Here is a 6589-nt window from a genome sequence, read left to right on the forward strand (position 1 = left end):
ATATGTCAAAGAGCCATTGGCATGGAGCAAGATACGGCCTCCCGTCTGAAGAAAGCGCTCCGCCAAAGAAAGCGTGGCATCACTGCGTTGCCACATATAAACCAGGCCGCCCACATAGTCTTTCCATGTTTCGGCGGTGGCGAAATAGATGGGCCGGAAGTTGGCATCTACGCCCGTCGTGGTAATACGTAAGCCGTTGTTTTGCCGCAACTTCTGCCCGGTGGCATCCCGAATAAGTGCTTAAACGCTATCCATTGTGAAGGCACTTTGCGTTTTGTAGCCCACCCAAAGCGCAACCTCCGCAAGCGAATCACTTGTATCTCGGAGCAAGGTTTCGGCAAATGCGACGCGGTGGTGTTGTACATACTCGTGTAGCGTTTTGACCAAATAATGCGCAAAACGGTATTACAAAAAGTGGCTATGATCCCCGCAGACAGAAAGGCACTCGCTTGTGGCAAGTGTTTCATCAAAAAGGCGGTTATGCAATCGCGGGAAAGGGGGAGGTGGTATATATACTGGGATTGTTTGCTCGGCGTATCGTTCTGTATGGGATGGTTCATGGTACACCGTAGGATATGATGGGTTGGGAAATAGAAACCAGACGTAACTTCACATATCTAAATAGAATAAATCGCTTACAAAACTAAAAACCTATATCATTTTGTCATGAGATAATATAATGCCTTTTTACACCTATAATTTAATTACTCAAAAGACTTAAAAACCAAAATTACATGATTTATTTCGGCGAATTTTTTGGCTGCTTTGCTTTATTGTCTATTGTCGTCTGGGTATTTTATGTAGGTTTGTTATGGTGAATCATGTGTGGTAGCAGTGGCTCCTTGATGGTCTAAAACCCATTTCATTAGCCAAAGGACTTGTTAAATACTATCCCCCCCTATCGTTCTAAGAACACCATAGGAAACCAAATGCCTGCTCTGGCGTGAGAATGCCACCCATAAACCCTTACCTCGGAAAGAATGGAAATAATCAACCGCGTGGCCCAAAGCGCACTCGAAGTGTATAACCTGGAATCTTTGTGGGATGGCAAGCCTGTTGTTGTCTTTGACTTGGCCAAATATCTTCACAAAGGTTTGATGTTACGCGAGATGCCGTTTCGGGAAGTGATGGCTACAACCGATTGGGCAACATATGATGAAGTACATGTGGCCATTACGTGTAGCACGGCGGCCATTCTCCCGCGATGGGCGTATATGCTTGTGGTTTCTTTTTTGGAAGGACATGCAGCTTCGGTGGCATTTGGAAGTGAGACGGATTTGGTGCGCAACCATTTTGTGCGGGCATTAGAAAAGGAAGACTGGTCTCGGTTTACTGGCGTTCCCGTGGTGCTAAAAGGCTGTAATAGTCCCATTGTGCCTTTAGATGCGTATTTACTTGCCACCCGCTACCTTCAGCAATATGCCAAAAAAATCATGTATGGCGAACCCTGTTCTGCTGTTCCTATTTGGCGGAAACCAAAAGCTATCGCCTCCGTCTTGACATAAAACATTTCGCCCACTCTGTTGTTTTCCCCTGCATTGCTCTTTTTATCACAATCCCAAATAACCTCAAAACGCAAGGATTCATGCGTAAATTTTTCTTCCTTATGGGTGCGATGTTCACCCTCCCCCTTTTTTCAAATGCCCAACAGACCCTTTCTTGGGACACCCTTGCGAAGGTAGAATCTAAGTGGCAAAACAACAAATATGTTACGGTGTTTAAGCCAGAAGTCAAGGCATTAAACGGTAAACGCATTAAAATACAAGGCTTTATGATCCCCTTAGAAATGGGTGAAAAACACAAGCACTTTATTATTGCGGCCCGTCCGGCACACTGTTATTTTGAGGCACCCGGTGGCAAGGAAATGATTGAAATTTTTACGCCCTCCGCCGCCGACTACGAGTTTACACCCATTACCATCACCGGAACCATCGAGGTCTTGGAGAATGACAAGTTTGGGATGTACTACCGTATCAAAAATGCCAAAGTAGGGGGCTGAACGGTGGTCCGCAGGGCTAATAAAGTCTTTTTGGTTCTCTGAAAAGGCGATTTCTTAGGCCCATTAAGCCATTTCCTTGGAACGAACATCCATGTATTACAAAACCCGCTCAAGCAGCACCTTGCCAGCCCTCGAAGTCTTTTTACGACACGAGGGCATTTTTTTTATTCATGAGCCAATTAGTGTAGCGATACAAACGCCATGCGGCTTCTTAATAAACCATTTAATCCTTAGCAAAAGTACAAACCAAATCGAGCAAAGCCAGATACAAAAAATTCTTACCCCTTTGAATTGATGCTGTTAGCGCGAGCACGGTTGCCGAACAAGTCGAAACAGCCGTACCCCAAAGCCGCTACCAAGGCCAACTTTTCTGCCCCAAGCAATTGGTCTTATGAGGCATTCAGAAAAGTACAGCCCAAGTACCAAAGGTTTTGGTATAGTTTATGCAAGGTTTTTTCCTGATTGGGAACAACATCCATTTGGCAGTTAAAATCCAAGGAATTTGTGAAGGTTTACGTACTCGATTTCTTATCCGGCCTAAAAAAAGAAACCACAGGGGACCAACTTCCGGCTTCTGTAAAAGTTATGCCTGCCCAACCTGCGCCCTCAGAAGCGCCCGAAGTGGGTGTTCATGCAGGCGAAGAGGCCGAAGCAGAACATCTGGAGGTTTTTTTTGAAGCCCATGCCGAGCCGCTTTACGAACCGCAAGGCCCTGCTACTTTTGGCCCATCCGAACCTATTCCCCCCAGTTTTCCGGAAATGGAGCCGGAGCCAGCCACAGAGGAACATGTTATAGAAGAGGAATCGAAGTGGAAGCCCCGTACCAAAAAAGGCAAGTTTCCTTTCTATAGACAATTGGATGAGATGGACTGCGGGCCAACCTGCCTTAAAATGGTGTTTAGGTTTTATGGGAAGTCGTATCCATTGCCCTTTTTGCGTGAACGGTGCTACATCGAAAAATCAGGGGTTTCGCTTTTAGGCATGGCCCACTGTGCCGAGGGGTTAAGTATGCGAACTTTGGCAGTGCGCCTACCCGTCTCCCGTCTAATTGAAATCCCCGTCCCCTGTATTGCCCACTGGCGCGACAACCATTTTGTGGTGATCTACAAAGTGACCCGTAAGAATGTGTATGTGGCAGACCCCGCCCACGGCCTCCTTTCTTATTCGCTTGCAGACTTTGAAAAGGCATGGGCCAGTGGCCAGCACGGCGATGAAGCGGCAGGGGTTTTACTCCTGATGGAGCCTACCCCACATTTTGGTGAATTGGACCCGCCCAAAGAACGTAACCGAAAATGGAGCTTTTTGTTTGGCTACCTAAGGTCGTATAAAAGCTATTTGGTGCAACTTTTCCTTGGCATGTTGGCGGGTAGCTTTTTAAGCCTTTTGGCTCCCTTTGTGGCACAAGCCGTGGTGGATCAGGGAATTCAGCGCCAAAACCTTAGTTTTGTGGTATTGATGATTATCGCTCAGGTAGCCTTGTTTTTAGGACAAACCACACTGGGATTTATTGAACGCTGGATATTGTTACATCTAGGCGTCCGGTTGAACTTGGCCTTGCTCACAGATTTTCTGATCAAACTGACCAAACTTCCCCTCAGTTTTTTTGACCAACGGACGATTGGCGATGTGTTACAACGCATGGGAGACCACCAGCGGATTGAGGCATTTCTCACCACCAATACCCTTTCCGTGATTTTTTCGATGGTGAACGTGATTGTATTTGGTACGGTTCTCGCTTTTTATAATGTACAAATCTTTCTTGTCTTCATGGGGACCTCGCTGGTGTCGGTGGTGTGGTTGTCGCTCTTTTTAAAAAAACGGCGCGAATTGGATTATCGGGCCTTTTCTGAACAAGCCGGGACACAAAACCAGTTGGTACAAATTGTCTCAGGATATTCGGAGCTTAAGTTAAACAATGCCGAACACCAAAAACGCTGGGCTTGGGAACGGATTCAGGCACGCTTATTCCGCCTCAGTACCAATGGACTGGCCTTAGAGCAATACCAAACCGTTGGATTAATGGCGATGAGCCAGATTAGCAATATCGTGGTGACGTACCTGACGGCCAGTGCGGTAATTTCAGGCGACCTCACTTTGGGGGCCTTGGTGGCCATCCAGTACATCATCGGACAGGTTTCCGGGCCGTTGGGCCAATTGGTCGGGTTTATGCACACGGCGCAGGATGCCAAAATGGCGGTTGAGCGCATTGCAGAAATTTATGACATGCCCGACGAACAATCTACAGACGAACCCCTACTGACACAGTTACCCGCTTTTGGTGATATTCGCTTAGACAATATGACTTTTCGCTATGGCGGACCATTTACCGACCCCACGCTCGATAACATAAACTTGGTTATTCCAAAAGGCAAAGTAACCGCCATCGTTGGTACCAGCGGCAGCGGCAAAACCACCTTGCTTAAACTATTGCTGAAGCTCTACGAGCCGTCCGAAGGAAAAATGTATATAGGCTCTGTGGGCCTGAATACTTTAGACAACCGTGTTTGGCGACGTTATTGCGGAACGGTGATGCAAGATGGCTTTATTTTTTCTGACACCATTGCACGCAATATTGCTCTTGGCGAAGAAGCGGTGGACCCAGAAAGGTTGCTCTATGCAGCCATGATGGCCAATATCCTACCTTTAATCGAGACCTTGCCCAGTGGTTTTAATACAAAAATTGGGGATGACGGACGCGGGCTTTCCAAAGGCCAGCAACAACGCTTGCTCATTGCTCGTGTGCTATACAAAAACCCTGCGTATCTGTTTTTTGACGAAGCGACCAGTGCCCTTGATGCCGAAAATGAAGCCATTATTATGCACAACCTGAATCGTTTTTTTAAAGGCCGAACAGTGGTGGTTATTGCACACCGCCTAAGTACCGTCCGAAATGCCGACCAAATTGTGGTTCTGGAACAAGGCAAGATTGTGGAACTTGGCAATCATGAGCAGTTGGTGTCTCGCGGAGGCATTTATTATAACTTGGTTCGTAACCAATTGGAATTGGGAGATTAAGCAAAACAGATGCCCCTTTTAGAAACTGAACGTAGCAGCGAGGCCGTACAAGATATTATCGGCAAACCGCCCCACTGGATCATCCGATGGGGCATGACGGTGTTATTTTTATTGATTGTAGGCACTGGAATTGCACTTTGGTACATTCGGTATCCCGATGTTTTGCCTGCACAAGTGGTAATTACCACCGCCGACCCACCCTTTTCTGTAATTGCACGTAGCAGTGGACGGGTACAATTTTGGGTGGAGTCGGGTAAGGCTGTTGCCAAAGAGACCCCTTTGGGTGTCATCCAAAATCCGGCAAAAACCAATGAGGTATTGGATCTTGTGCATGTTTTGCCCTCGATAGAAGAGGCGGTCAACGAGGCCAATCCGGACAATATGCCTTTTTTGAATCCCAATCCACAATTAGGCTCTATTCAACCTTTTTATTCTACATTCTTACAGCGCTTAAATGAAGTACGGTTTTATCGTTCTTCTCGATCATATGAACCGAGGATTGCTGCGATAGAGCAACAAATGAACCAACAAGCACTGATCCGAAACGACTACACCCGCCAATTGAACTTAGCAGAACGCGAATTAGGTCTTGCCCGAAGTCGGTACAATACCCATAAACAACTTTACGACGTAGGAGCCATACCACGCCTCACCCTTCAGGAGCAGGAGCTGGCCCTATTACAGGCCCGTAGAAATGTTGAAAACCAAAAAGCCCAGATTTCGTCCCTTGCAACCCAAACCCAACAGTTCCGGCAGAACATTTTGGAACTGAACCAACAAAAAGTACGAGAAGAACAACAATACCTAAATGGTTTGCGGGATGCTTTCCGGCTCCTCAAAAGCAGTATTGAGGAGTGGGAGCTCAACTACTTGCTGAAAGCCCCTGCAACGGGCGATGTGGCTTTTTTTAAATTCACCAATAGTGAACAATTTGCCCAAGCGGGCGAGGAAGTCATGACCGTTGTCCCACCCCGTACCCAGCACAGCATGCTCATCGGAAGGGCCTTCATCCCAGCAGGCAATACCGGAAAAATCCAGAACGGACAATCCGTGCGTATTCAGATGGATGCTTATCCGGCCTATGAATATGGCTATTTGATGGGGACGGTACAAACGGTTTCGCCTTTGGCACGCACAGGTTCTGTGCAAGAAACAACTGGGCGCTACATCGTACAAATCCGCTTACCACAGGAATTGATAACAACTTCCCACAAAACCTTACAGTATAAACCTGAAATGTCTGGTACTGCGGAAATCATAACAGAAGACCTACGGCTTTTAGAACGGCTCTTTGTACAACTACGCAAACTTTGGATGGAGCAAAAGTAATGGGTATCCTACCACAACACCTTAGCCGATTGCCGCCCAAAGTTTATCCTGAAGCTTTTTTGTGGTAGTGGACATTTTCTTGGCGATCGCTTCTGTGGTTTGCGACGAGGCATTGGGTTTACGACCACGCCCCATCCTCCGGCTACAAACAATCAGCTCCTAAAATTAGGCCCTTAAAAAGTTGCACCCCTACTTTAGAAAATCTTATATTGTAACGGGTAAATCTATGTAAACCCTTTACGGCTC

Annotated in this window: 6 protein-coding genes; 4 read left to right on the plus strand and 2 right to left on the minus strand. The window is 46.8% G+C overall.

From position 1 onward, the window contains the following. Together JNN12_01705 and JNN12_01710 are read right to left on the minus strand one after the other, a co-directional pair. Positions 1–210 (minus strand): hypothetical protein (locus tag JNN12_01705; GenBank protein ID MBL7977026.1); only part of this gene is annotated, 210 nt, incomplete at its 3' end. Positions 211–240: 30 nt separating this feature from the next. Further along, positions 241–387 carry a helix-turn-helix transcriptional regulator gene (locus JNN12_01710; GenBank protein ID MBL7977027.1) on the minus strand — a complete coding sequence of 49 codons (147 nt, stop codon included), beginning with the start codon at positions 385–387 and terminating at the stop codon, positions 241–243. 593 nt (positions 388–980) lie between these two features. Here JNN12_01710 and JNN12_01715 point away from each other — a divergent pair. From JNN12_01715 to JNN12_01730, 4 genes are all read left to right on the plus strand, one after another. Next, the gene (locus JNN12_01715) at positions 981–1505 is read left to right on the plus strand and encodes a DUF2480 family protein (GenBank protein ID MBL7977028.1); all 525 of its coding nucleotides are present in this window, start codon (positions 981–983) and stop codon (positions 1503–1505) included. Between the two features lie 80 nt (positions 1506–1585). After that, positions 1586–1999, plus strand: coding sequence for a DUF3299 domain-containing protein (locus JNN12_01720; GenBank protein MBL7977029.1), 414 nt, complete (start codon positions 1586–1588; stop codon positions 1997–1999). Positions 2000–2758: 759 nt separating this feature from the next. Further along, positions 2759–5014, plus strand: a complete 2256-nt coding sequence (locus JNN12_01725; protein ID MBL7977030.1) for a peptidase domain-containing ABC transporter — start codon at positions 2759–2761, stop codon at positions 5012–5014. 9 nt (positions 5015–5023) lie between these two features. Further along, positions 5024–6343: an HlyD family efflux transporter periplasmic adaptor subunit gene (locus JNN12_01730; GenBank protein ID MBL7977031.1), complete on the plus strand. Its 1320-nt coding sequence runs from the start codon at positions 5024–5026 to the stop codon at positions 6341–6343. Positions 6344–6589: the final 246 nt, after the last annotated feature.

Source organism: Bacteroidetes Order II. bacterium (assembly GCA_016788705.1).
In the GTDB taxonomy this organism is placed as follows: Bacteria; Bacteroidota; Rhodothermia; order Rhodothermales; family UBA2364; genus UBA2364.